Origin of the sequence: Streptomyces sp. NPDC046985, assembly GCF_040644415.1 — a bacterium.
Taxonomy (GTDB): Bacteria; Actinomycetota; Actinomycetes; order Streptomycetales; family Streptomycetaceae; genus Streptomyces.
The window spans coordinates 13,376-35,971 of sequence record NZ_JBEYWK010000035.1 but is presented as its reverse complement, the minus strand read 5'-3'; the positions used below and the strand labels follow the sequence as shown (position 1 = coordinate 35,971).

Genomic DNA, 22,596 nt, shown 5'->3' with positions numbered 1-22,596 from the left:
ATGTCCGGGGACTGCGCGCCGATCGACACCGACACGCCGCAGGAGGCGCCGTCGAAGCCCTTCTTGGAGGAGTCGTAGCCGATCTCGAGGATCTTCTCGCGCACCAACTGGGCGATCGGCGCGTAAGCCTTGGTCGTGACCTCGCCGGCCACGTGCACCAGGCCGGTGGTGATCAGCGTCTCGACGGCGACGCGGGACGAGGGGTCCTCGCGGAGCAGCGCGTCGAGGATGGTGTCGCTGATCTGGTCAGCGATCTTGTCGGGGTGGCCTTCGGTCACGGACTCCGAGGTGAACAGGGGAGATGCCATGGTGTGTTCCTCCGCTGCGGGTCGCGTATGAGGGGGGAGACGACGGGTGGGGGCGCTGGTGGTCAGCGTTTGAGCGCGCTGTCCACCAGCGCCCCTGCCGCGCCCGTGTAATGAGCGGGATCGAGCAGGCGGTTCAAGTCCTCGTGGGTCAAGTAGGCGGTCACTTCGGTGATCGCGCCGAGCACCGCCGAGAGCGGCAGCCCGCTGCGGTCGGCTTCGGAGGTCGCCTCGGAGATCACTTCCCTAGCGCGGCCTTTTCCCAGGTGTGGTGCAAGCACCGCCGCGACCCGTTCAGATGCCACGCGGTCGCCGTTGAGATAGGCGTTCTCACGCATCCGCCGCGGGCTGACTGTCATGCCTTCGACGAGTTCCACGGCAGTATGCGCTGCACCGCCGACGAGGCGGAGGCACTCGCGCAACAGCAGCCATTCGGCATGCCAGGACCCGGCGGATCGCTCGTCTTCCGACAGCAGCGTCTGCGTCAGGCCCGTGGCCAGCAGGGGCACCTGCAGGGCGGCGCTGCGTATGAGGGTGGAGAGCACAGGGTTTCGCTTGTGCGGCATAGCCGAGGAACTGCCGCGTCCGGCCACTGCCGGTTCCGCGGCCTCCCTGACCTCGGTCCGCGCAAGGATCTGCACGTCGACAGCGATCTTGCCCAGCGCGCCCGCAGTGAAGGAGAGCGCGGCGCCGAGATCGGCGAGTGGCGTACGGAGCGTATGCCACGGCAGTACGGGCAGGGCGAGCCCGGTCTCCTCGGCGAACGCCGCACCCAGCCGGTCGATGTAGTCGGCCGTATCCGGGGCGACGCCGTCGCCCAGGCCCGCATACTCCAGGTACCCCGCGAGGGTGCCGGCAGCCCCTCCGAGTGAGACCGGCAGACCGCCGTCGAGGACGCGGTCCAGCCGTTCGGCGGCGTCCAGGAGCAGATGACGCCAGCCTGCCGCCTTGAGTCCGAACGTTGTGGGAACGGCATGCATGGCGAGAGTCCTGCCGACCATCAGGGTGTCACGGTGATCCGCGGCGTGTACGGCGAGCGCCGCGCATGCCCGCTCCAAGTCGGTCCGTACGGGTTGCAGCGCTCTGGCTGCCACCAGCATGGCGCCGGTGTCGAAGACGTCTTGGCTGGTTGATCCGCGATGCACGAACTCAGCCGCCGCCGGGTCATCTGCTGCGACCGCGCGGGTCAGGGCCTGCACCACACCCACGACGGGGTTGGCCGTCTCGCGGGCGGCGAGGGCGAGCGCCCGTGTGTCGAAACGGTCCGCGCGTGCGGCTGCCGTAATGGCTGCCGCTGCCGCCGCTGGTGCAGCGCCTAGCTTTGCCTGGGCCCGAACGAGGGCCGCCTCGGCGTCGAGCATCGCCTGCAGCCAGGCGCGGTCGTCGACGTGCGCCTCGATGGGCGTCCCGGCCCGTACGGGTGACAGGAGTCCGGCGTCTTGGCCGCCGTCGTATGTTCTGCTCATGCGCTGACCTCCGCGTGTTCGCTCAGGCGGCCTCGTGTCGGTACGCCGGGTGGGTCGGCGTCGGCTTCTTCGGTCCGCAGGACGGCGTATGCGATGGCGTCGGAGTCGCCGAGTGTCACGGAGTTGACGCCGGGCCGGATACCGGCTGCGGTCACCCAGTGCACGGCTTCCGTGGGGACCCCGTAGGCGAACCGGCGCGGGTGGGTCCTGCCCTGGACGTCCACTACCCGGTACGGCCGTCCGGTGACGGCGAGCCCGCCCGTCTGGTACGAGGTGCCGCAGGCTCCCTTGATGGCATAGGGGCGGCACTGCCCGGTGGTGAGCAGATGACGCAGCAGGGGGTCTGCGGTGCGCCGCAGATCGGGTTCGGGCAGCCGAGCCTCGATGAGCACAGTCGCCTCGACACGGCTGTCCTGCACGGTGCTGGACCATGCGGCGAAGCAGGAACGCGTGTCATCGAGCGTGACTTGGAGGTCGGGGCCGATGATGCGGACCACTCCCGACTCGATGAGGGCGATGAGCTCCTCGATGCGGGAGGCCGGGGGGCCGATGGACAGGAAGGCGTTGAGCGGCGTGTACCAGGCCTGCAACTCGTCGCGGTAGGAAGTGCCCTCAAGACCTCCGTGGTCGACGGCGAGACGCACCTCGTTGCGCAGGTCGCGCAGGACGTCTAGGGCCGCCTTCACAGGGCCGTTCACGTTCCCCGAGCGGGCGGCGCGGACATCGTCGGCGAGATGGTTCAGCAGCCATGCGTCGAATGCCGCCGGGTCCGCGAAGCTGCGGTCCCCGTGAGGCCGGGCGATGTTCTTCCAGTCCCACCGGTCGGCCTCTGCGATGCCGAACTCTTTTAGCACGAGGTCCACTGCCTCACCTGCGGGAACGGCGAGGTAGCGGTCGGTGAAGGCTTCTCGGTCGGCGGCCCGGCCTTGTGCGGTCAACAGCGCGCCGTAGTAGACGCTCTCCACCTCCTTGGCGATCAGCGGCCACAGGTCTGCACCGAAAAACACCCAGTCGCCGTCGGCCGCGCGGCGGCGCAGTCGGGCGACCGTTTCAGGCGTGAGCAACTGCGGCAGATGACGCCCGTAGGGGCCCTTCTCGTTCTCACCGCGCGCGTGGTAGGGGATGCCGCGACGCGAGCCCGCGATGATCTTCGGTTCTCGGCCTGAGGGCTGGTAGACGAGACAGCTTGCCTGTCGGTAGTAGCTGCCGCCCCGGCCTGACGTGAGCAAGGCCATGTGGTCGAAGAAGTTAAGGCCGAGACCACGCAGAAGCACCGCTCGTCCGGGCTCAATGCCGTCTAGGTCCAGGTCGGCGGGGTTGGCGGGTGGTACGTAGGCAAGACCATGCTCAGCGGAGGCGCTGGCGAGTGCCTCCTCGTAGGGTGCTGGTCGGGTGGGAACGTGGCCCTGGGCGAGGACGACGGCGTCGAGACCGGTCAGTTCGGTACCGTCATCGAGAGCCAGAACCTGTTCGCTGCCGGGCTCCCCGTAGGTGTCGTGAAGAGAGAGGGCCCGGGCCCGGTGTACGAAGACGGCGACGTGCGGTGGCGCGGCAGCCACCACCTCCTGGAAAACGCTGGTCAGATAGGCCCCGTAAAAGGCCCTGGTGGGATAGGCGTCCGGCCCCAGGCGCCGGGCCTCTTTCAAGGTCTGCTCATCGGTGCCGTCGCCGGCGGTCCGCTTTCTGGCCCACTCGTAAAGGCTTGGGCCCGGCTCCACAGGGCCCGCCATCTCCACGCTGTCGTCGGTGAACAGGGTGATCTGCGACGATACGGTGTTCATCAGCAGTTGGCGGGACTGGTCGGTGCGCCACACCTGGCCTGCGCCGGAGGGACACGGGTCGACGACATGCACGCTCACCCTGCGGTGCGAGGCGGACTTCCGCTCGTGGGCGCATATCCGCTCCAGCACCGACAGACCGCGGGGCCCGGCACCCACCAGCCCCACCCTGAACACTCCTCCGCTCACGCCACTTCACCACCGCATGCCGCGCCAGCGGGGAGCCGCCCTGTCACCCGGGCCACCAGATCATGCGGGCTGGCCGGCAGATTGTTGCCGCGCCAGGCGATGTGCTGATCGGGGCGGACGAGGACGAGGTCCCGACCGTAGAGTTCGCGGATGTCTGGATCCTCGAAATGTATGACCTGCAGTGGCATGCCGTGGGCTGCTGCCGTTGCTTCCAGTCCCTCGGTGGACGGTGGTTCGGGGCCGAGCCGGAGCAGCGTGTAGTACGCGCCGAAACGGTCGAAGATCGCACTGCCCGGGCCGCGCCACCGGTCGAGCCAGACATGCGGGGCACGCCCGCCGGGGATCGCTGTCGGGGTGTACGTGCCCAGCGAGTCGGTGGGCGGCTCCTCGTGGGAATCGATCAGCGGGGACTGGTCGTAGCGGGCACCGAGCTGCAGGCCGATGGAGTGTGTGCGTTCGCCGTAAGCCCGCAGCAGCGCGCCGGCCCGGTCGCGGGCCCGGACTCCTTCTGGCGAGTCCGCCTCCATCTGGTCGGGGCGCTCGATGTCAGCGAGCCTGGTGGCGAGTTCGCGAGCGGCGGCGGCATTGCGCCGGGCGATCGGCTGCCGCTCGCTCTCGTAGGAGCCCAGCAGCGCGGCGCCGCCCCAGCCCTGAAGAGTGCCGGCCAGCTTCCAGGCGAGGTTGGCGACGTCGTCTACTCCGGTGTTCATGCCGAATTCGCCGTTGGGCGGGAACGGGTGGGCTGCATCACCCGCGAGGAACACCCGCCCGATGGTGAGGCGTTCGGCGACCGTGGCGGCATCGGACGTCCAGGGGCGATGGCTGAGGACCTCGACGGGCAGGTCCATGCCCGCCGCCCGGCGTACCAGGGCAGTCAGTTCGGCGGCATCCGTGGTGCTCGGGTCAGCAGAGTCGGCAAGTAGGTGAAACTCGTCGTGCCCGTTGAGAGTGGTGAGATTCATGACGAGTTCGGGATTCACAGCCCAGTAGCTGAAAGCCCGCTGCCCGGCAACCACCTTCGTATGGAAGGTGGGCAGACGCAATTGAGCGGCTACGGCACGGCGGCCGAGGATGTGGTGCGCTGCTGCGCCGGAGCGCTCGTCACGCACACCGAGCGAGCGCCGTACGAAGCTGCGGCCGCCGTCGCAGCCGACAGCGTATGGGGCCTGCCAGGTTTCGCGCGCTCGTCCGTCGACGCTCTCGGCCTGGAGCGTGACGCCGCCCGCGTTCTGTTTCAGTCGCGTCACCCTCCAGCCGAATCGCAGGGTGATGGCGGGGCGGGTGCGGGAGTGTTCGTAGAGGAACCGCTCTGCGTACATCTGGTTGGCGCGGTGAGTCGGTTCAGGGGTGTGGTCGGTACGAGGCGCGGTCGCCAGCGCGCGCATCCGCTCACCTGAAGACTGCAGGTGCAGACGGGACAGCTCGAAGCCGCTGTAGCGGGTGAAGTAGGCGGTATCGAGGGCGTGGTCGGCGGGCAGACCCAGATGGCGGATCCGGCCCGATATGCCCAAGCGTCGGTAGTGCTCCATGGTGCGTGCGTTGTGTGTGGCGCCGCGCGGCCTGTTGTGCCATGAGTCCTCGATGTTGAAGACCACAGACTCGATGCCGTAACGGTCGAGGAAGAGGGCGAGCATGAGGCCGACGAGCCCACCGCCGGTGATGGCGACCCGGGTGCGCAGGGCGTCGGTCATCTCAGCCACACCCCTCCCCCGCCGTCGTGACGGCTGTGGCGGAGCTGCGGCCCAGTGCCACGTCGAGCGCTCGACGCAGGCGTCCGGCGGGATCGTCGCCGGAGTGTGCTCGCAGCGCGACGATGCCGTCCGGCCTTATCAGCACGGCGCCGTCCTCGTCGTGGCCGCGCAGGGCGTTCCACGTGCCGTCGGGGTCGGTCACCTCGTGTCCTGGTCCTACGGCGTGGGCAGTGACGGTGGGGCCATACGTGCCGGACACTTCGGCGGCCGCCTTGACCCAGCCTTCCCCGTTGGCGCCCGCTAGCAGGAGAAATGCGCCGCGGGCCAGCAGGTCGTGTGTGGCGGCCGGCCGGCCGCCACGCTCCAGCCAGGCGTGCGGCATCCTGCTGCCGGGGCGGCTGGACTGGATGTATTCCAGGCCGAGAGGGTCGGACTCGGGCGGCGGGGTTCCGTCGGCGACGACGAAGCCTGCGCCGGCGTAGTCGTGGCCCATTTCCAGCCCAAGGTGGGCGGTGGTGATCCGGTTGGTCTCGAAGTATTCGCCGAGCACTGCTCGACGGGTTCTGCCGTCCGGGGTGTCCGAGAAGAGGGCGGTCATCTGGGCCCGGTTCCACTCGGGACGACCTCCCGGCACGATGCCCGTGCCGGACGTGAAGGCGATCTGATTGAACAGGGAGAACAGGGCTCGCTCGACGACCCGTTCGGCGACGGGCCGCCGTTCGGCTTCGTAGCTGTCGAGTAGCGCGGGGGCGGCGTCGCCGGCCAGGACGTGGGAGAGCTTCCATGCCAGGTTGTGGGAGTCCTGCACGCCGGTGTTGAGCCCGAGCGCTCCCGAGGGCGGGTGGCGGTGGGCGGCGTCACCGACGAGAAAGACCCGGCCGACGCGGAAGCGTTCGGCGACGGTGCCTTCCACGGGCCAGCGGCTGATGCTGTGCACTTCCATCGGGTGGTCATGCGGAAGCTTCAGCGTCCGGCGGACCATGCTGACCACTGTTTCGTCGTCGAGCTCCGCTGCTTCCCGCGAGCCGGGCGGCCTGGAGAACATCAGCGTCCACTCCTCGGAGTGGCGGCCCCAGCGCTTGGGTCCCATGGGGACGACGCCGCAGTGCTCCAGGGCGCCGTCGTCGGCGAGGCTGGAGACGCGGTTGACGACGGTGTCATCGAACGGAATGAACTCGGAGAAGTCGGCCCGGACGTGCAGGTTGATCCAGTCCAGGAACGTGGGCGTGCCCTGCATGCGGACGCCTAGCCGCCTGCCTGCGGTGCGGCCGCCGTCAGCGGCGATCATGTACTGCGCGCGCACTCGGTAGGTTCGGTCGGTTGTACGGTCCAGGATGGCGGCGGTGACGCAGTCCGTGCTGTCCTCGAACTGAACCACTTCGTGGCCGAATCGGACGCCTCCGAAGTTGCGTTCCTCCGCGTGGCGTCGGATCAAAGGCTCCAGCCAGCGCTGGCCGAGGTTGCCGTGTCGGTACTTGGACGCCTTGGCGTACCGCTCTGCCAGGGCGCCGCCGCCGTAGGCATCGGAGCGGTGGAGTACCTGACGGTCGTAGGGCTCGTGGCCGCCAAGGCTGGTCAGCCAGGCCATGGCCGAGCAGTTCTCGGGCGGAGAGCCCTCGGCGTAAATCTCCTCGGCTAGCCCGTGATGGCCGAATATCTCCATGGTGCGGGCATTGAGAATGTGTGCTTTGGGCTGTATCGATGTCGTGGCGTGCCGCTCAACGAGCAACGAAGCGATGCCGAAGTCGGAGAGGAAGACGGATGCGCTCAGTCCCGAGCCACCGCCGCCGACAATCAGGACGGGGACGTCGATGACGTCCGGGTCTTCGGTCGAGGTCCGGCTCGTTCGCAGGTGAGGTGACAGATTCATTGCGGGCTTCGCCTACTCGTGAGTCATCGGCGCCGCAGCCGGGGCAACGACCAGGAGCCTGGTCTCCAGCGCCAGCGTGTGGACGGATTCCAGGTGCAGGCCCGCTGCGGCAAGGATGTCGCAGTAGCCCTGAAGGCTGCGTCCTCGCCCTCCGGCCGCCATCAGCAGATGCAGGTCGTACAGGAGGGGGAGCATCTCGGAGCCGTCCTCAGGGATGACCCGCTCCAGGATGAGAAGCCGGCCGTTTTCGGGCAGCGCCTTACGGATGTTGGAGAGCAGGGCGACCGACCGGTCGTCGTCCCAGTCCTGCAGGATCCTCGACAGGAGGTACACGTCTGCGTCCTGGGGAACCGCAACGAAGATGTCCCCTGCCACAGCGTCGTAGCGGTCGCGGCCGACGGCGCCGTCCAAGTGGGCGCGGGCCTCGGGAATCATGTGGGGCTGGTCGAAGAGCACGCCGTGCAGGTGCGGGTGTGCCTGGAGGATCACGGAGAGGAGCCGCCCGCTGCCGCCCGCGACGTCCACCACGGTGTGGCCGCCGGAAAAGTCATAGGCGGTCAGGACGTCGGGAAAGAACACGTTCCCGGCGTTCATGGCGCGCAGGAATCGGGGCCCGGCGCCTGGCACGTGTGCCAGGTAGGCGTGGAGCGAGGTGCCGAAGGCTTGCTCGAAGCCGGAGGTTCCAGTGCGCACCGCGGGCACGATCGCGCCCCACGCGCGGTGGAACTCCTCGCCGTACAGCTCGATCATGTCGCGCATCGACACCTCTGTGTCGGAGCGGAGCAATTCACTCACAGATGTCGTCTGGTAGCCGTTGTCCGGGGCCTGTTCGAATACATTCATGGCCAGGAGCAGTCGCATCAGCCGTGTGATGGCATCCGGGTCCGATCCGGTGGCGGCGGCCAGGGACGCGTCGGTGCGCTGGCCGGCGGCGATGTGGTCGGGGAGGTTGAGGGCGACGGCGGCGTAGAGCGCCTGCGCCTGCCACGATCCGGTGATGATGTCCACCACCCTGCGCGCGGCATGTCCGTCGTGCATGGCTGGCCTTTCTGGTTCGGTGAGACAACCGGGGGCTTCCGGGACGGGAGGGGACGGCTCGGTCAGCCTTTGCGGCGTGTGACCGGGTCCTGCAGCAGAGTTCGGTGGCGTTCGCGCAGTTGGCGCTTGAGTACCTTTCCGGTGACGCCCACCGGCAGGTCGCTGCGGTCGGCGGCGACGATGAGCGCACGCAGCAAGGGCAGGCCCTGGCGGCTCAGCTCGGCGTTGACGGTGGCGAGAAGATCGTCGGTGGTACGGACTGCGCCGTCGCGGAAGAGCACGACCGCGAGGGGAACGGATGCGTCCGGAGCGTCCGGATCGTCTACTGCCACGACCGCGGTGTCCAACGCCTGTGTCGTCAGCAGGACGACTTCCTCCAGAGGCAGGCTGTACACGGGGCCGGTGGCGCTGTGGATCACGTCGGGGATGCGGTCCAGGTGGTAGAAGCGGCCTTCTTCGTCGCGACGAACGATGTCGCCGGTGAGGAAGTAGCCGCTCAGCAGGGACTGCTGGTTGAGCTCGGGATCGTCCCAGTAGCCGGGGGTCACGCTGGGGGTGCGTACGCCGAGCATCCCGGCTTGTCCGTTGGGTAGTTCGGCACCCGTTTCGTCGAGCACGGCGGCCTGCCGGACCACGCCGGCCGGGTGCCCGATCAGCCGGGCGTACTCGGTGGACTCGGGTGTGTAGGTCTGCCGGAACAGCACCATGCCCATCTCGGAGCTGCCCAGGCCGTCGTTGTATCGGGATCCGGGCCTGCCCGGGCGGGAACCGACGCCGAGCAGGGGCTTGATGTGCCGTTCGTGAGAGGCGTCGCCCATGCCGTTCCACGAGTGGATGTTCCGGGCCGCGCGCGGATGGACGTCTTCGACGTCGATCTCTGCGAGCGTCAGGGGGAAGCCGAGAACGAACGTCGGGTGGAAGAGGTTGATTGCTTGGGTGACGGACGAGCCGTTCGCGTCGTCCAGGAGCAGGGTGGGGATGCCGAGCAGAAGCGCCATGCTCAGGTAGCTGATGCCGGCCGAGTGGCTGTGTGGCAGGGCGGTCAGCATGCGGTCCGCCCGCAGCGAAGGGAATGTCCACAGCCGCTCGCGCTTGCCGATGAAGAAGCCTTGGTGAGTGAAGACCGGAGCCTTGGGCCGCCCGGTCGTCCCGGAGGAGTGGGAGATCATCACGAGGTCGTCGGGCCGATGACGGTAGGGGAATCCGGGCAGCCGGGCCGGAGGCAGCGGCGCGGTCGCGTCGAAGGTTGCGATGTCCTGAGCCAAACGGATGGCTGTGGCCTCGCCGTCCTGCTGGGGCCGGGCTTCGGTACAGCCGTCGAGCAGGTCTTTGTCACCGACGAGCACTGATGTCCGGGTGCGCTGAAAGTAGTCGGCCGCCGTTGCGGGCTCCATCCTGGGGTTGCAGTGGACGGCGGCGGCGCCCAGGCTCGTGATCGCGATGTGGTGGAGCAGCCCCTCCAGGCCGTCGCGGGTGTAGATGCCGACGTGGGAGGAAGGCCCGACGCCGTTGTCGCGGTACCGGGCGGCGTACCGGATGACCTTGACCCTGATGTCGTCCAAGGACAGGCCACGCAGTTCGCTCTTCGCCCAGTGCGGGTCCTGCACGTCCGGGTGGAAGAGAAGCGGCCGATCGCGGTCCTGAGCAACTCGCCAGGCACGCCAGAAGAAGTTGCCGGCGCCCAGGTCACGGTCAGAGTGAAGCCGTAGTCGCTGGACGGCCGAGCGGTGCGTGCCGAAGACAAACAAAACCGATCCTCTTTCACCGTTCGTGGGCGGATGATTCGCTCGCCGTGCCGCGCTGCTCTCGCTGGTGGTTTCGACGTCCGGGGCAGAGCGCGCCCGGCCTCCGGCCGGTGCAGGGCGGCCGTTGGCCGTGTGCCCGCCCCGGGCCTTCAGGCCAGGGGCGCTGGGGCGGCCGCGGCCGCCTGCCAGAAGTGCGTCGTCGCTTTCGATGAGCACAGAGTGGCTGGCGTCGTCGGCAACGGCGACGACGTCTGCGACGGCGCGGCGGTGATGGCGGGTACGGCGTCGTGCATTGGGTGGGCCGGCTCGGCGGCCCCGGGGGGGGCCGCGGCCGGTCGTCGCTCCCCGTGTCGTCGGCCCGGCTGCGAGACGGCCTACTTTTCCAGGCAGAACTCGTTGATCGGGTAGCCGACGTGGCGGTCCTCGACCGGCAGGTAGCCCAGGACCTTGTCTCCTGGTTTGAGTTCGGTGCTGTTGAGCACCGTGCCGCCCGGGCCCAGTACACGGACGTGCCAGTCGTCCTGGAGGATGAGGTTGGCCGAACGCCCGTCGGGGCCGACGGCGTCGACGGACAGCAGCGGGCGCGTCTCGATCTTGACTCGGCCGACGGTGACCAGACGGGTCTTGCCGTGGATGTCGACGGCGGTGACCTTGCTGCCCGCCTTCAACTCGCTGAGGTAGTTGGTGCGCTCATTCTGGCCGAGTGTGTAGGAGTGGATGGCGCCGGCGTTGACACGGAACGGTCGGGTCGGCATGTACGGCAGCGGATGGGTCTCACTGACGCAAAGGATCATGCCCTTGGAGTGCGAGCCGACCAGGATTCCCTCGTCCTTCCCGAAGTAGGTCGCAGTGTCCACGCAGGCCCGCTCGCCCATGCCGACGTGCGCGGTGGCGATGACCTCGAGTTCCACCAGCTCGATGTCAGGCGTGCCGCTTTCAGCGGCGGTCTTGAGCGCGGTGACGTCCCCAACCTGCGACGGCGCCATCAGCACACCGTCTGATCCGAGTTCGAGGACGCCGAAGATGATCTCGGCCTCCTCCACGTCCTTGGCGATGGTGACGAGGCTGCCGTGGGAACGGGCCGCCGCTGCGATCACGATTTCCAGGGGGATCTTCGTGGGGTCGCGGAACAACAAGACGCTCCACTTGTCGATCCGGCCGGACTGACAGGCCTCCTCCAGCGTCTCGGCGTCGATGATCTCCACGAAGCGGCCGACTTCCACGTCGGGGTGAGCAAGCGCCAGTTCGGTCGGTTCACCGTGCTTGGCAGGGTCGACTATGACGATGTCGGCGGCGCCGAAGCTCTCGGGCAGTGTCTGTCCCTGCGGGAAGAGCACCTTCTTCACGGTCGGGGGCAGCGTCTCGAGATCTGCCGGGTCTGCGGCGAGGATTCCCTCCACCCGGGCGTGAATCGCCTCTTGGATGATGGCGTCCTTCGCGGAACCGACCGAGCGGATGTCGACCCAGCTGAGCTTCACAGTGCACCTGCCATTCGTGAGGTTTGAACGGAAAGAGAAGAACTCTTGCGGTCGTGTACGACCTCGACGAGTTCCTTGACTGTGGCGCGCGGGTCGGCGGAGTTGAAGACACGCCGGCCGACGGCCAGTCCGCTGCATCCGACCTTCAGCGCGGAGGCCGCGAAGTCCGGAAGACTGCGCGATGTATCACCGCCGCCCGCGACAATGACGGGGATGGGTGAACGGTCGATCACCTCGGCCATCCGCTCCAGGGGCGAGGCGAGGACGGTCTTGACTATGTCCACCCCGAGGTCCGCGGCGATGTTGACGACGTGCGCCACGAGCGTCGGGTCGGCGGGATCTGTGACCCTGGGCCCGCGCGGGTAGACCATGGCCAGCAGCGGCATGCCCCAGCGGTCACATGCGGCGGCGACGGTACCCAGGTCCGCCAGTTGCTCGGCTTCGGTGTCGGAGCCGATGTTGACGTGCACGCTCACCGCATCCGCCCCGATACTGATGGCCTCCTCGACGTCGCCCACGAGCACCTTGGCGTCCGCGTCGGGGCCGTGCGCCGTACTGGCACTGAGATGAATGAGCAGCGAGCAGTCGGCCATTACCTCGGGGGCGAGTACGCGCGCCCGGCCTTTGTGGACGACGACGCCGTCGGCCCCACCGGCAACCACGTTGCGGACGATCTGCTCGAAGCCGCTCACGGTCGCGATGGGCCCGTCGGACACAGAGTGGTCCAGCGGCACGAAGAGATAGCGGCCGTCACCGTGCCTGGAAAGTCTGGCCAGTCGTAGTGATTTACCGGATGAAGACATACTCAACATCGGATACTCCCTCTGTACTGGCGTGCGTGAGTGCCGGACCCCTTACGGCTCGTCCACAAGATGCCGCATGCGCGTGAAACACGTGGATTCCAGCATCCTTTCCCGTCTCACCGTCGATGACGGCCCTGAACTGAGAAAAATTCCCTGGAGCGTTGCGAAACAGTGCCTCTTAGGCAAGTCAGGGGCGGGCCCTGAACCCGTCGTAGACGGCGCCCTTTCTGGACGCCGCGCTGTGCGATGGACCTGAGTTGCAGCTCAGGAGGCGCCGCTAACCGACAGACTCTTCACGCTGCAAGATTCCAAAAATCCACGCAATGCAGGCCGATTGCCCTTCGCGCCCTCATGGCCTGAGTGATCAGTGCGATGAAGGGATCTGGCCGCGCGCCGGTCTGTGCTTGAGAGCGTCCACGTCACGCGTCCGCCGGATGAGATTCCGATGCGCGTCGACCGTGTACGTGTACCAGCTCTCGGACACCGTCGTCGGCCTCATGCGTGGAGTCTTTCACCGGCGGCACTAGAGCCCGTCTAATTTTTGTCTAGCTAAGCGGAATCGAGTTTTCCGGCCAGTGCCCCGAAACGAATAGCGGCAGCGCCAGCCTGAGCGAGAGCGCTGGATCGGCGGGACGCTGGCCGAGTCAGCGGTGACGCACTGAGACCGCTTCTGGAAGACCTTCCAACACCATGAACCGGCTGATCTGCGTCCCGTGCTCGCCGTGGCAGCCGATAGAGCCGGCGCGGGGCTCCACCAGGCCGAGGGCCTCACCCTCACATCCGCTGTCGCCTCCTTGCCGTCCGGTGGCAGGCAGCGCGGCTGACGAACGACCGGCGTTCGATCGTGCGGTGTTCGCCGTTCCGGTTGCAACTCTCGATCGCGCGCCGGTGTTCACCTAACGCACACGCACGAGACCCGGTGGAGTTCCGGACATAGAGCGGGCGGCGGAAGAGGATCACTCGACATGGCCATATCTGCGGACCCTGCTCCCGAGTGGTGGGGGGCGGACCTTCTGGGCGGACCACGAGGAGACGTCATGTGGGCTCAGGCCAGACATGACGTCTCCTATCGAACGCTCAGGGCGCAAGTGAGCTATCTGCAACGTCTCTTCGGCGCGTACGGCATCGGGCGCGGGAACACCGTGGCTTTGCAGGGCGCGCACAGTTTCAGTCAACTGTGGGCCTTGTTCGCCCTATGGTCGCGCGGCGCGCAGGTCATGCTTTTGGGGCCGCAAATGCGGGGCGCTGAGCTCGGCCGTCAACTGGACTCGTGCAGGCCCCAGTTTCATGTGTCGTTCGCCGACCTGGACCATGATCGGGAAGTTTTTCACGACGAGTGTGAGGTCTTTGTTCGCCGTCTCGTCAAGGGACGCCCCGCCGCTACCGATCACTGCCTGGTGCAGTTCACCTCGGGAAGCACCGGCGTCACCAAGGCGGTCGGCCGGACGGCGGAGTCGCTTCTGAAGGAGCTGGAGCGGTTCCAGGCTGTCGTCGATATGCCCCCCTCCGACTCCCGCATCCTGATCCTCGGCCCGCTCGCCCACTCCTACAGCCTGATCGGCGGAGTGCTGTACGCCATGAGCACCCGTAGCACGGTGCTGTTTGCTCCTGATTCCGGACTTCGGTCTGTATTCGGCACCGCGATACGGTCAGGAGCCGACACTATCCTCGGCTCACCGAGTCATTTCGCTGCCCTGAGCCGAACTGACCGTCCGCTGCGGATTCCCAGGCTGCGCCTGGCCGTCTCAGGAGGTGACCACATGGACCGGGGGGTGTACAACCGCTTCGCCGAGCGGCACCGTGTACGGATCGGGCAGGCCTACGGCACCACGGAGACCGGGATCATCGCCACGGACCCCACGGGCTGGTACGGCCCGGATACGGTGGGGCCCCCTGTACCCGGCCTAGAACTGCGCCTGATGGCCGGAGAATTGCACGTACGGCTGGAGCGTTCCCCCTATCTCCTCGAGCAGGGGCCCGCCGCTCGCTTTCTGCCTGACGGTGAGCACCGTCAGGCCGGCTGGCTGCGCACGCGCGACCTGGCGGAACAGGACCCCGCGAGCAACGCTCTGCGGATCCTCGGCCGGATGGACGCCCTGGCTGACTGGCCGGCCCACTCACACAGCCTTGACCGGTCGCAGCTCCTGCCGCGCACTCTGGTCCGCCGAGTGGAACGCGACGGCCAGCCTACGCGATGAGCAAGGCATTCCAGACTGCTTGTGAAAGCCCTCTGCACAGGCGCAACCAGCACGAGGCCGACGGTGTTCATGATGCGAGAGCCCCAGCACATCGCGCCAGGGAGAGCTTCCAATGGAACCCATTTCGACCGGCAAGACCGTGGTCATCACGGGGGCCGGCAGCGGAATCGGCAGGGCCGCGGCACGCACCTTCGCCGATCGAGGGGCGAAGGTGCTGGCTGTAGGGAGGACGGCGGACAAGCTCGCCGAGACTGCCGGAGACCGGCCGTCGATCATTCCGATGACTGTCGACATCACCGATCCAGACGCCCCCCAGGCCGTCGTCTCCCGGGCGGTAACGGCCTTCGGCGGTATGGATGCCCTGGTCAACTGCGCTGGTGTCTTTCGGCCAACCCCTCTTGGAGCGGTGACCACCCACGACTTCGATCACCTCATCGCGGTCAATCTACGCGCACCCCTGATGATCACCCAGGCGGCACTGCCGCTGCTGGAGCGTTCGGCAGGCACCGTGGTGAACATCAGTGCGTCCATCGGCCAGCACGGTTGGCCGGACCTGTCCGTGTACGGGGCTACCAAGGCAGGGCTCGACTTCTTCACCCGCTCCTGGGCGAACGACCTGGCCCTGCGCGGGATAAGAGTGGTGTCGGTAGCGCCAGGTCCGATCGAAACTCCCATTCTGGAGAACAATGGGCTGGACTGGCCCACGGTGATGAACGTTCATCAGATGCATGAGCTCGTCCCGCTGGCACGGTGCGGCACCGCCCAGGAGGTCGCATGGTGGATCGCCAACTTCACCGAATCGCTGGCCGGCTATGTGACGGGAACCATTCTCGCCGTCGACGGCGGATATAGTGCAGCGTGAAATACCCGTCATCGAACCGAAAGCAATGGCAGAACTTCATTCTCGTCACATCGCATTGAATGATGAATTTACGTGATATTTGAGGGCGAGTTGAGAATGTGATGCTGGAGGCGATGAATCGTGGGACCGGGTTCAATTCCCAGCTCGGACACCAATGAGACACGCAGCCGATGAAACACCTGAAGCGCTTGCGCCCGCCTGCCGGCTTTCTCCAATGCCCTCATATACTGCGAGTGAAGGCCCTCATGATAAGGATGCTCGACTGTGAGCGCGGCAAGGTCGGCAGCGGCCTCACGATGACAACCGATCTCGATCTTGGCCTCAACTAGAGTTTCCATGGCTTCTAGGCGGGACTCCTCGTAATGCCGCCTCCGGGAGTCCAGCACCCTGCCCACACGCACATCCGCGAAGGCCGGCCCTCGCCAGATTCGCATAGCCCTGCCAAGATGCCTTACCCCTGCGTCGAAGTCTCCACCCCTCATCGCCGTGCGACCTAACTCGACCAGTTGCTGGTAGACCTGGTAATCGAGTCGCGCGAACGACTCGCTGAACATATAGCCACCGGGGTGAGTGGTCAGCGCCTCGCTGGCGATCGCCTTGCTGGGCATTCGGACCGCCAGACCGAGAGCTTTACGGGATTGCAGAATGTATGTCTGAGCAATCCTCAAAGCACTGGCCGGCGGACGCTCACCCCATAACTCGCCGATAAGCGTGGACAACGGAACGATCTGACCAGCGTGAGCCACTAACATTGCCAGAGCAGTGCGAGGCTTCGGAGCTAACGGCAGACTCTCGGACTCCCCGCCGCTAGCGACACGCATCACGCCGAGAATTTCGAAGCTCTTACCTTCCGATTGAGTCATCGTTCCCCCTGCAGGTCGCTCCCGAAACAGTAACCCGGTCCCATCGATGCTACGAATCGAATATGTGTTTGTCAACGAACGCTACCGACATCTGAAGTCAAGAGCTGGGCAAAAATGAGATGGGCTCACTTCTTTCAGCCAGTCAGTGCGAGATCTGGCATCTAAAAATGACCTGATCGAGGCGGTGATCACTCTCTACCTTCACAAAGACGGCTAATTCTTCACCCTATAGTGGTCCATGCATGTGGAAGCGGGCGCAAAATGAAGACAAAGCAGATTCCCGGTGCCTCCTGTTTCAGTCAGCCAATCGCTGATAACCGGACAGGCAAGCAGGTTGACGGGCGCTTTTCGGACGTCTGGCGGGCGACGAACGGGCGCCTGCGGGCAGTCATCCACGATGATGCACCACCATTTTTTCAGCCATGCGCACGTACTGGCCTGATCTCCAGCCTCGCCGTGGCGACGCTCAAACCACAACATCCGCTGGTCGCGGCGCAATCCCGTCTACATGGTCGCGCGACCATCACTCCGCGGCCCTGAAGGTAAGGGAATCCGACATCCGGAAAGAGAGAGGCCGATGACGGTCCACACGACGGCGGCCAGTCCATGGGCGATTTCTTCTGCCAGGCGAGAAATCGGCCGCTGCGAGGGGCGGCGTTGGGCTCGCGCCGCTCTCCGACCCCTGCCAGAAAGGCAGACGCTCACAGACATCCCGCAATCGAACGACCGCCTGACGCCCGGTCAGGTTACGCGAACCTGATGCTCCTAGGCACTGCGGCCTCAAACTATCTGGAACTCAACGACGAACTGCGCAAGGATTGTCACTATGACCGACACTGCATCTGCGTCAGAGCAAGCAACGGCGTGTGTGGACAGAGAAGACTGGAGTGCGCTGACCGGCGAGCTCGACGCACACGGTCACGCCCTTACCGGCAGGCTCCTCACCTCTGACCAGTGCCGGAAAATCGCCAGCCTCTATGACGACCCCGAACGCTTCCGTTCGACGATCGACATGGCTCGCCACCGATTCGGTTCAGGCCAGTACCGCTATTTCACTCACGATCTCCCCGACCAGGTGAGGAAGTTGCGTGATGCCTTCTATCCGCATCTCCTTCCCATCGCTCGGGACTGGGCCGGCAAGCTCGGTGTGCCAGCCCCCTGGCCTGACACACTTCACGAATGGCTGGAGATGTGCCACAGGGCGGGACAGACCAGGTCGGCACAGATCTTGCTGCGCTACCGTTCCGGCGACTGGAATGCCCTGCACCGCGATGTGTTCGGTGACATGGTCTTCCCCCTGCAAGTCGTCATCGGCCTGGACGCACCTGGAACTGACTTCACAGGTGGCGAGTTCCTGATGGTCGAACAACGGGTTCGAGCTCAGTCCAGGGGTTCTTCCACAACAATCCCCCAGGGACACGGGCTGATCTTCACCACTCGAGACCGGCCCGTCCCCTCCAAACGGGGCTGGTCCAACGGACCAATGCGGCACGGCGTGAGCACGGTCCGCTCCGGACGACGACGCGCACTCGGCATCGTTTTCCACGATGCCGCATGACGCCACCCCGGACAGACCGACCGGCAACCGATCCGTCGAACCGAACCTCGGCAATGCAGTTTGAAGCCGCCGGGCAGCGTCGTCGACGGGAGCGATACGCCGCAGGTCGGGGCCGACAGGGCACAGGTGGTTGGGAGGCAAGGGTTACCGGGGTCGGTGCTGGTCGTTGTCCGCGGTGAAGGGGCCGGGGAGGGGGCGGGAAGGGGGCGGGCATGGACGCGGAGGCGGTGCCGAAACTGGTGGGCGTGGAGCCGGTGCCGGGTGAGGCGGCGGCTTCCTTCGTCCGGCGGCTGGCCCACCTCAACGAGCTCTCTGCGCGGGAGGTGCTGGAGGAGGCTGGAGCGCGCAGGCCACCCCGCGAGCTGGATCCGTGGGCGCAGGAGGTGTTCCTCGGCGCACAGGGCGCCGCGCGGCTGGCGGTGACGGCCCGGCGAACGCCGCAGGAGCTGTGCCGCGCTCTGCCCACGCTGGCGGCCGGCACTGGTGGCGGCCGCCGCACGCCGGTGCGGGTGGAGTCCTGGCCCGGGCAGTGGACGCCGCTTGAGCCGTGCGCGTCGTGCCTGACCCGTCACGACGACCTCGTGACCCCGATGGCGCTGGCCGGCGGCGATCCGTGGCGAGTGCGCGTGCGCCACCGCAGGTGGCTGCGCAGCACTGCCGAGGGCGGCCCCGCCCAGGTCTCTCTGGCCGGGCTCGGGGAGGTGGTGGGGGCGCATCGGCGCCGGGTGCGGCTGCAGCAGCGGGTGGGGCCGTATGCGCGGGCGCCGCTGGCCGATGCGCTGCAGGTGGCCGCAGCCTGGTGGCAGGGCCGCGAGATGGGCTCGGAAACGCTCTGGACCGGCCGGGAGGCGGTGTTGGGCACGGGGCGGCAGCGGTGGGCGGTGCCTCTGGTCGTCTGCCCGGAGGCTGTCGTCGTCGCCGAGGCGACGGCTGTGCACGAGCGGCAGCGGCACTGGGGCCGGGAGTTCGCAGGCGGTGCGCCGGGGTGGGTCTCGAAGCGCTGGATCGCCTTCGTGGGCGAGCGGCTGGGCATGCCCGGCCCGATGGAGCTCGGCGGTTACCGGATGCTGCGCCAGTGGGCCTCCGCCAGCCTGAATTCGCAGGTCAAGGGCGCTGGTTTGACCGGTTCTCGGGGCGCTCGTGCTGGTCACGGGCGACTGTCCGAGTAGTAGATCGTCCGTCAGCGGGGTCGGCGCCTGAGTCGAAAGGCGGTCGACGGGATCGTCTTGTGCAGGGGATCATGCGTAGGTGTCGCCGATCGAAGCCGCAACCGATGACCTGCATGACCTCGCTGTTCTCTGGAGTATCGGCGAGGCCCATGCTCACGATGTCGTCGAGGCTGCCTGCGGGGCGCTCGTCGCCGGACTGGACAGCCCGGCACTGCGCGTTCTGGCCGGATACACACGTGCCGAGGCGGAGTACGACGTTCCCGACCTGCTTCCCGTCGTACTCGACGAGCTGGACCTTGTGTTCTACCCGCGCGACAGCGAGGCCGGGCAGGACGCTGCCGTGCGGGCGCTCGCGCGCCAGATGCTGGCGGGTCGGCTGACGCCGCGAGAGCTTGCTATGCGCATCCACCAGCGGTTCGGCCACCAGCTCCCCCTGGCCGAGCGTCTTGCGGAGCTTGATGACGAGTACGACATCGTCGAGTACGGGAACAGGACGTCGGCCCGACTCGATGCCGAGGTCACGGCCGAAGCTCAGCGTCTGGCGCATGGTCGGCTCGATCAGAACCGAAATTCGTGGCGATCGAACCCTGAACAAGCGGTCGTCAGCAGAAGCAAGTAGCTGGACCGTCCGGTTCTTGCTCGCCGTAGTCCGGCAGCCTTCTACGATCCGGTGCATGCTCGGATCCCGAGCTGCTGGAACGGATCACCGCGCGACGCGCGGAACTGGACGGACTCGAAGAGCATCTGGTCAGACAACTGGCGGAAGCGCGGGCCGAGCGGGACGAACTCGCCGTCGTCGAACGTCTCCTTGAACGGATGACCGGGCAGCTCGCCGAGGAGCGTTCTCAGCCCGACCGATGCCGGGGCAAGCGGCCGGACGGGCGGTGATGCTGCTCCCGCACCGCGAGCCAGGAGGGGAGGAGGACGCGCTGCCGTGGGACTGCCAGCGCATCATCGCCGCCGTGCGGCAGGCCGCTGGACCGAGACGAATACCGAAGAGCGCGCCGAGGGCGCCTGCCCGCTTGTCTACCAGTGACGTCTGCCGCTGTCCACGCGCACCGTCAACCACCTCGCCGGTCTGCTACGGCGCCGTCTGAAGGCGATTCGCTCCAGGTGGCGCACCTGCCGCCTGGGGAGATCGCGGTGGTCGTCCTGGCCGTGCTGCGTCACGACCAGCGCCTGGCCGACATGGCCGGCGGAAACAATGTGACCGCAGCCACGGCCTGCACTTCCTCGCCCTGGCCGATGAGAACGGACGCCTGATCCGGATATCCGCCGCCCGCTCACCGCGCAGTACAAAAAGGCAGCTCAGTGCAGGTGCTACCCATCGCCCACACCCCGGCGCGAACGCCCCTCCCCCGCCGAACAGACGCACCGCGCCCAGTGAAACTGAGCAACAGCAGGTCAGACGTTCCAGAGAGTTGTCCGGCTCTGATCGAGATACCGCAGGCCAGAGGTCCTCAGACAGTCGATGCGGGCGTCATCCATTGCCGGTCGTGACAGTGGGGACGAACTGGGCCGTCAGGAGGTGTGAGTCGAGGAAGGAGGCGTCCGTCGTGCGGTCGGCGCGGGCGTAGCCCGCGAGCATTCGTTTGGTCAGCACCAGGGCTTCCGGTGAGCGCCGCAGCAGCGGCCTGGTCCATGCGGTGACCGTGCGGTCCAACTGGTCGATTGGGGCGACTGTGTGGAGGATGCCGAGTCGGTGTGCGGTGGTCGAGTCGAAGACGTCGCAGGTGAGCATGAGCTCCCGGATCCGTGCGGCGCCCGCTTCGGAGACGAGCCGGCCCATGGCTCCGCCCCACGCGGGCGGGAGCCCGAGGCCGACCTCGGGCATCCGGAAGCGGCAGGTGTCGGCGCCCGCACGCAGGTCGCAGTAGGCGGCCAGTGCCAGACCAGCGCCGATCACCCTGCCGTGCAGGCGCGCGATCGTGATGGCGTGGGTGGTCTCCAGGGCCTGGCACAGCCGCTGGGCCTTGTCGATGATGCGGCGCAGCGCGGCGCCCGTCGGGTCCGTCGCCAGGGCCGCCTCGTACTCGCCGCGGTCCGCTCCCAGGCAGAAGTCGTCGCCGAGAGAGGAGAGGACCAGGACGCGGACGTCGGGCCGGTCGTGGAGGTCGTCGAGGAGGGCGAGCAGAGCGTCGACGACGGCGACGCTCAGGGCCGGCTCCTGCCGCGCCGGGTTGAGGCGGACCCGCAGGACGGGCCCGTCCTGCTCGGTGTGAATCGCGTCGTGCGGAGAGGTCGGGAGACAGGGCGGGGACGGGGAGGGGTTCATGCGAGGGCGAGGTCCAGGTTCAGCAGGCGCCTGAACGCCACCCGGGGCGCCATGGCGGGTGGGCGCACGAGGGTGAGCTGCGGCAGGCGGCGGACGAGTTGGCGGAGAAGGGTCTGGGCCTCCAGGCGGGCCAGGGGGGCGCCCAGGCAGTAGTGGACGCCTCCGCTGAAGGCGAGATGGGCGGGCTTGCGGTGGAGGTCGAAGCGGTCGGGATCGGCGTGCTTGGCGGGGTCGCGGTGCGCGGCGCCGATCATGAGGTGGACCATCTCGTCCGCCCGGACGTCGAGGCCGCCCAGGGTGCAGTCGGTCGCGGCCACCCGGCTGATGACATGGGAGGGAGGATCGAAGCGCAAGGACTCCTCCACGAACGCGGGGACCAGCTCGGGTCGTTCGGCGAGCGTGTTCCAGTGGCCGGGGTGTTCGACGAGCTGCAGCGTCATGATGGACAGCAGCGTCGCCGTGGTCTCCAGGGCGGCCAGCAGGACGAACAGAGCAAGGAAGTAGACGGCTTGGTCGGCCCTGCCCTGATCGGGTTCCAATGCGTCCCAGGTGGTGATCCACTGAGAGACCGGGTCTCCACGAAGACGTCTTCGGCGTTCGCGTATCAGTTCGGTGAAATAGTCGCGCAGTTCGGCCATGGCGGCGTCGGATCGCGCCAACTGGCTGGCGTTGGGCAACAGTTCCTGTGTGAAGACCTGGTCGTGTGTCAATTCACGCAGCCGTGGCCAGTCGGCGCTCGGCAGGCCGAGCCATTCGCCGATGGCGGCGACGGGCAGTTCCTCGCTGACGAGGGCGGCGAAGTCCGCCTCTCCTTCGCGCAGCCTCTCCTCCACGGAGGCGAGGAGCCGCTCGACGATCCCTTCCACCGTGCGTCCCATCCGCTGGACGGTGCCGCGGTCGAAGCTGCCCGCGGCCCTGCGGACGGCGGTGTGGTCGGGGGGGTTGAGGGCGGGCAGCGTCCTGCTGATCTCGCGGGCGGAGGGGGCGCTCCAGCGGGTTGAGGCGCCCTGTTTCTCTCGCCAGCGGGCGTCCGGCTCCAGCCAGTCGGCGCTGCGCAGGACGCGGTCGCAGACGTCGAAGTCGGTCACGAGGAAGCCGCCCCAGGGCGCCGGGAGGACTCCGCCGTGCGAGCGGAGTTCCGCGTAGAGGGGGAAGGGGTCGCTCTGTCCCTCTGCCGTGCGCAGACGCGAGAAGAGGGAGAGAGCGGCGCGGCGGTCGGCGGACGGAGTGACTACTCGCCCCATGGTGACGGCTCCTTTCTGAGCACAGCCGTCATCCGTACCCTTCGGACGGTCGAGCCATCCGATG

The 22,596-nt window shown here is 67.3% G+C and carries 18 protein-coding genes and 1 pseudogene; 7 read left to right on the top strand and 12 right to left on the bottom strand.

Annotated elements, in window-relative coordinates; genetic code table 11:
• The 9 genes from ABZ861_RS30520 to ABZ861_RS30480 all read right to left on the bottom strand — a co-directional run.
• A partial coding sequence (locus tag ABZ861_RS30520; protein WP_361636962.1) for an S-adenosylmethionine synthetase N-terminal domain-containing protein occupies nt 1–308 on the bottom strand: 308 nt, incomplete at its 3' end.
• 62 nt (nt 309–370) lie between these two features.
• Nucleotides 371–1,771: an adenylosuccinate lyase family protein gene (locus ABZ861_RS30515; protein ID WP_361636959.1), complete on the bottom strand. Its 1,401-nt coding sequence runs from the start codon at nt 1,769–1,771 to the stop codon at nt 371–373.
• Complete coding sequence (locus ABZ861_RS30510; RefSeq protein WP_361636957.1) at nt 1,768–3,717, bottom strand: FAD/NAD(P)-binding protein; 1,950 nt, start codon at nt 3,715–3,717, stop codon at nt 1,768–1,770. The genes ABZ861_RS30515 and ABZ861_RS30510 overlap by 4 nt, the downstream gene beginning before the upstream one ends.
• A 17-nt stretch (nt 3,718–3,734) precedes the next feature.
• Entirely contained in the window at nt 3,735–5,429 is a 1,695-nt protein-coding gene (locus tag ABZ861_RS30505) for an FAD-dependent monooxygenase (RefSeq protein ID WP_361636954.1), read from the bottom strand.
• A 1-nt stretch (nt 5,430) separates the two neighbouring features.
• Nucleotides 5,431–7,299, bottom strand: a complete 1,869-nt coding sequence (locus ABZ861_RS30500) for an FAD-dependent monooxygenase (RefSeq protein ID WP_361636952.1) — start codon at nt 7,297–7,299, stop codon at nt 5,431–5,433.
• A 12-nt stretch (nt 7,300–7,311) separates the two neighbouring features.
• Complete coding sequence (locus tag ABZ861_RS30495; RefSeq protein WP_361636949.1) at nt 7,312–8,337, bottom strand: methyltransferase; 1,026 nt, start codon at nt 8,335–8,337, stop codon at nt 7,312–7,314.
• A gap of 62 nt (nt 8,338–8,399) precedes the next feature.
• Entirely contained in the window at nt 8,400–10,298 is a 1,899-nt protein-coding gene (locus tag ABZ861_RS30490) for a class I adenylate-forming enzyme family protein (RefSeq protein WP_361636946.1), read from the bottom strand.
• Nucleotides 10,299–10,456: 158 nt separating this feature from the next.
• Nucleotides 10,457–11,560: a 3-dehydroquinate synthase II family protein gene (locus ABZ861_RS30485; RefSeq protein ID WP_361636943.1), complete on the bottom strand. Its 1,104-nt coding sequence runs from the start codon at nt 11,558–11,560 to the stop codon at nt 10,457–10,459.
• On the bottom strand, nt 11,557–12,363 hold the full coding sequence (locus ABZ861_RS30480) for a 2-amino-3,7-dideoxy-D-threo-hept-6-ulosonate synthase (RefSeq protein WP_361636965.1): 807 nt from the start codon (nt 12,361–12,363) through the stop codon (nt 11,557–11,559). Before ABZ861_RS30480 ends, ABZ861_RS30485 begins: the two co-directional genes overlap by 4 nt.
• 965 nt (nt 12,364–13,328) lie before the next feature.
• On the opposite strand from ABZ861_RS30480, the gene ABZ861_RS30475 reads away from it, so the two are divergent.
• Nucleotides 13,329–14,561, top strand: a complete 1,233-nt coding sequence (locus tag ABZ861_RS30475) for an AMP-binding protein (protein WP_361636940.1) — start codon at nt 13,329–13,331, stop codon at nt 14,559–14,561.
• Nucleotides 14,562–14,673: 112 nt separating this feature from the next.
• Complete coding sequence (locus ABZ861_RS30470; RefSeq protein WP_361636937.1) at nt 14,674–15,423, top strand: SDR family oxidoreductase; 750 nt, start codon at nt 14,674–14,676, stop codon at nt 15,421–15,423.
• A gap of 68 nt (nt 15,424–15,491) precedes the next feature.
• Here the strand turns inward: ABZ861_RS30470 and ABZ861_RS30465 are convergent, their stop codons facing one another.
• Nucleotides 15,492–16,286 carry an AfsR/SARP family transcriptional regulator gene (locus ABZ861_RS30465; protein ID WP_361636934.1) on the bottom strand — a complete coding sequence of 265 codons (795 nt, stop codon included), beginning with the start codon at nt 16,284–16,286 and terminating at the stop codon, nt 15,492–15,494.
• A gap of 261 nt (nt 16,287–16,547) precedes the next feature.
• On the opposite strand from ABZ861_RS30465, the gene ABZ861_RS30460 reads away from it, so the two are divergent.
• From ABZ861_RS30460 to ABZ861_RS30440, 5 genes and pseudogenes are all read left to right on the top strand, one after another.
• Nucleotides 16,548–16,826: a hypothetical protein gene (locus ABZ861_RS30460; RefSeq protein WP_361636931.1), complete on the top strand. Its 279-nt coding sequence runs from the start codon at nt 16,548–16,550 to the stop codon at nt 16,824–16,826.
• 286 nt (nt 16,827–17,112) lie between these two features.
• The gene (locus ABZ861_RS30455; protein WP_361636929.1) at nt 17,113–17,844 is read left to right on the top strand and encodes a 2OG-Fe(II) oxygenase; all 732 of its coding nucleotides are present in this window, start codon (nt 17,113–17,115) and stop codon (nt 17,842–17,844) included.
• Between the two features lie 212 nt (nt 17,845–18,056).
• Nucleotides 18,057–19,013 (top strand): TniQ family protein, encoded by a 957-nt coding sequence (locus ABZ861_RS30450; protein ID WP_361636926.1) that lies wholly within the window; start codon nt 18,057–18,059, stop codon nt 19,011–19,013.
• A gap of 79 nt (nt 19,014–19,092) precedes the next feature.
• Entirely contained in the window at nt 19,093–19,632 is a 540-nt protein-coding gene (locus ABZ861_RS30445; protein WP_361636924.1) for a hypothetical protein, read from the top strand.
• A gap of 420 nt (nt 19,633–20,052) precedes the next feature.
• Nucleotides 20,053–20,183: pseudogene (locus ABZ861_RS30440) on the top strand (IS5/IS1182 family transposase); the annotation flags it as partial.
• Nucleotides 20,184–20,493: 310 nt separating this feature from the next.
• Here ABZ861_RS30440 and ABZ861_RS30435 read toward each other — a convergent pair.
• Nucleotides 20,494–21,288 (bottom strand): enoyl-CoA hydratase/isomerase family protein, encoded by a 795-nt coding sequence (locus ABZ861_RS30435; protein WP_361636921.1) that lies wholly within the window; start codon nt 21,286–21,288, stop codon nt 20,494–20,496.
• Nucleotides 21,285–22,532: a cytochrome P450 gene (locus ABZ861_RS30430; RefSeq protein WP_361636918.1), complete on the bottom strand. Its 1,248-nt coding sequence runs from the start codon at nt 22,530–22,532 to the stop codon at nt 21,285–21,287. Before ABZ861_RS30430 ends, ABZ861_RS30435 begins: the two co-directional genes overlap by 4 nt.
• Nucleotides 22,533–22,596: the final 64 nt, after the last annotated feature.

Coding starts and splice junctions, on each gene's coding strand:
- ABZ861_RS30515 (WP_361636959.1), bottom strand. CDS start 1,771: ATGAGCAGAACATACGACGGCGGCCAAGACGCCGGACTCCTGTCACCC.
- ABZ861_RS30505 (WP_361636954.1), bottom strand. CDS start 5,429: ATGACCGACGCCCTGCGCACCCGGGTCGCCATCACCGGCGGTGGGCTC.
- ABZ861_RS30500 (WP_361636952.1), bottom strand. CDS start 7,299: ATGAATCTGTCACCTCACCTGCGAACGAGCCGGACCTCGACCGAAGAC.
- ABZ861_RS30495 (WP_361636949.1), bottom strand. CDS start 8,337: ATGCACGACGGACATGCCGCGCGCAGGGTGGTGGACATCATCACCGGA.
- ABZ861_RS30480 (WP_361636965.1), bottom strand. CDS start 12,363: ATGTCTTCATCCGGTAAATCACTACGACTGGCCAGACTTTCCAGGCAC.
- ABZ861_RS30475 (WP_361636940.1), top strand. CDS start 13,329: ATGGCCATATCTGCGGACCCTGCTCCCGAGTGGTGGGGGGCGGACCTT.
- ABZ861_RS30470 (WP_361636937.1), top strand. CDS start 14,674: ATGGAACCCATTTCGACCGGCAAGACCGTGGTCATCACGGGGGCCGGC.
- ABZ861_RS30465 (WP_361636934.1), bottom strand. CDS start 16,286: ATGACTCAATCGGAAGGTAAGAGCTTCGAAATTCTCGGCGTGATGCGT.
- ABZ861_RS30460 (WP_361636931.1), top strand. CDS start 16,548: ATGAAGACAAAGCAGATTCCCGGTGCCTCCTGTTTCAGTCAGCCAATC.
- ABZ861_RS30455 (WP_361636929.1), top strand. CDS start 17,113: ATGACCGACACTGCATCTGCGTCAGAGCAAGCAACGGCGTGTGTGGAC.
- ABZ861_RS30450 (WP_361636926.1), top strand. CDS start 18,057: ATGGACGCGGAGGCGGTGCCGAAACTGGTGGGCGTGGAGCCGGTGCCG.
- ABZ861_RS30435 (WP_361636921.1), bottom strand. CDS start 21,288: ATGAACCCCTCCCCGTCCCCGCCCTGTCTCCCGACCTCTCCGCACGAC.
- ABZ861_RS30430 (WP_361636918.1), bottom strand. CDS start 22,532: ATGGGGCGAGTAGTCACTCCGTCCGCCGACCGCCGCGCCGCTCTCTCC.